At 40.3% G+C, this 3,049-nt stretch carries 1 protein-coding gene; it reads left to right on the top strand.

Features of this window, described 5'->3' with window-relative positions; translation table 11 throughout:
- Window positions 1–374: 374 nt before the first annotated feature.
- A partial coding sequence (locus ACE1EF_RS20010; protein ID WP_375722486.1) for a LamG domain-containing protein occupies window positions 375–3,049 on the top strand: 2,675 nt, incomplete at its 3' end.

The raw sequence follows: 3,049 nt of genomic DNA on the forward strand, positions 1-3,049 counted from the left end.
GGCACAGGATTATATATCATTAAAGCTGAAAGTGCAGGTGCAAGCAAACTGTTCAAAGTTGTAAAAACAAACTAGAAAGTAGTTTTAAATAATTTGAGGCTGTCCGGTTTCCGGGCAGCCTCTTTTTATTTTAGCAATATCGTGCCTCTTTCTACGTTGCAGAAGTCTTGAATGCTCTTATGTTTCAGTTTATAAGGTAATTAACAGTGAATTATTGAATGTTGAAGAAAATAATTTATACTATTTTGTCAAAAAAATTATAGTAATTAATTGTATTTTTAGTCCAAATGCAACAGACATTCAATAATTTTAACGCTTGTTTATGAAAAACAAATTGTGAATTATTATTTATAGTACTAACTAAAAGTTTATTTATGAAAACAAATTCTTTACTAAGGTATTTGATGAGTTTTATTTTGTTTGCCGGAATCTTTGTTTCGGGAAACATTAAAGCGCAATCAGTAGATGCAACGGGTACCTTTAATCCGGTAAGGGATACCGGAATTGTTTATGCCGGCATAACATTTGTTGACGGTGATAACGATGGTGTTTTTGATTGTTCAATCGTTTTGTCTGAACCTGCAATCGCAGCATGGGGTGATTATTCAGCCGCTGTTGCTGTATATTCAGATCGTCTGACCGTGAGAAACGGTGGAGCATGGGTAGATGCAGGTACAGTGGAAAATCTTGTAGTTCCTGTTCCGAATCAGGTTTACCATTTCTGGTTCGATCTTGACGTAACAGCTAAGACCTATACAACATGGGTACAGACTGCAGGTATGGCTGAACCGGTGAAAATTTTCACAGATGCCGCCTTCAGAAATACGAATATTGAAAGTATTTTAAGATGGTCTGCACTTCATAATCCTGATGCTGAGCCTGATACCGTTAAGGTATTAAAGGTTGCCCAGGTAGAAGCTGTAGGCATTACCGGAAATTATGCTATGAGTTTACCGGGTGGTGCTGATGGATCACTGAGCAATGTTGATATTTCAGGTCTTGGTCTGACAACCTTGCCTTATACCATCGAAATGTGGGTTAATTCAGGGGCAGATCAGGTTGCCAATGCCGGACTAATTTTTAACCGTCCGGGTAATTTCGGATTCCAGTATACTTCGGGCTGGCAAAGTACTTCCCAAAGTGTCAGGTATATGGCTGCCGGTGGCGATCAGTACGGCTCAAATTCCTTAACCCCGGATGTTAGCCAGGGAACCTGGCATCATTTAGCTGTGGTTATGACGGAAACAACACGAACAGTTTATTTTGATGGTATTGCTGCCGAAGAAACGGCAACATTCACACCTAACGACTTTTCAGCCGGTAATACTTATATCGGATGGGACAGTGATGCCGCAGACAGAGCCTTTAATGGTCTGGTTGATGAAGTACGTGTCTGGAATGTGGCAAAAACATCAGAAGATTTAACAGCTGGTAAATTTCAGTTGTTAAAAGGTGACGAAGATGGTCTTGTAGCCTATTATAATTTTAATGATACTGCTGAAATGGCCACAGATCTTACTGTCAATGCAAATAACGGAACAATTAACGGAGGTTCATATGTCGAATCAGATTATATGGATTTGAGTGTAGCTGCTCCTGTTGTTTCCTTGTCAGAAACAGTTCCTGTGATGGTTGAAATTGGTATGAAAGGATATCCTGTTTACGTAACAACCAACAATACAGATGCAGCTCTTGGAATTAAGGTACCGGAAGGATTTTCTGTTACACCTTCTTCATTAACTGCTGCCAACTATGATAACGGACAGGCTAAATTGATGGTAAATGTTACAACAGCAGCTGCCGGTGACTCAGGTTCTATCGTAATTACCTTTGAAGGTGAAGGAATTGATTCAATTGGTGTTGAAGCTGTTGAGCCTTACCAGCGTTATTTCCTTAAAGAAGCAGAAAGCGGATTATTACTTGGTAGTGCATCATCAAGCGATGCTCAGCCAGCCTTGACTGATAGCATTAATGTCGCAGCGCAGCACTTTATTTTACGTCCGGTAAATGAAGGTGTTGACGACAGCCTGTATTACATTATTCAGGATGTGAATTACAGTTTCTTCAGTAAAAAGTCAAGCAGCGGATGGAGTACTAAATTTGGTACCCTGGAAGATGGCGTATGGAAAGTAGTAAAAGGTGTTACCGATTACTATACCTTTATGAACATGGTAAATGACAAATACTGTGGTGCTGATGGAATAGCAGCAGATTCATGGTATTATGCTGACAAAACTGGTGCTGCAGTGGATAGTTTCATGATGATTGAGGCCCCGGCTGCAGTTATTCCTGCTGTTCTTGCCCATTCATATACATTCGAAGAACCTGATACTGTAATTGATGCAGTAGGTGGTCTGAATGGTACTTTAATCGGAGATAAAATTACTGTTGCCGATGGAAAAGTTACAGTTTCCGGAGCAACTGCAAATACTGATGGTTACATCGATTTTGATGCTGAAGCACTGGCTTTACATACTTACGATGCCATTACCCTGGAAGCATACATTGAAACACAGAGTGGTATGAATACAGGTTACACTATGCTTGCTTATTTCGGTAATAATGTAGGTGGAAGTAAGTGTTTCTGGGTTCAGCCAACACGTGGAGGTAGTACTGAAACACGTATTGAAACCAATAACGGAAGCGCGACAGTTACAGCTGCATTACCGGGAACAGAATTGGACGATGGTGAATTCCATCATGTAGTAGCGGTATTGTCTCCTGATTCATTGCTTTATTACATCGATGGTGTATTAGTAAGTTCAGCTGTATTAAATGGTGACTATATCAGCACGCTTGATACAGAAATTGCACACCTGTTCAAAGGTGCCAATGGTTGGGCTGATCCTAACTATAATGCTTCTCTTACAGAGTTTAATATCTATAACGGTATTATGTATCCTTCAATGGTAGCTGCAAGAGCAGAAGAAGCTATGTCTGAGTACGGACCTAAGAAAGTTGCTTATGTAACGGAGTCCAAAACGATGGCAGAGACAGCTGCACAGCCGGATGCAGATCCGATTGTAACGATGTTGATGGAAGATGAAAA

This window comes from Quyinboa sediminis, assembly GCF_042219855.1.
GTDB lineage: Bacteria > Bacteroidota > Bacteroidia > Bacteroidales > UBA5342 > JBHJHP01.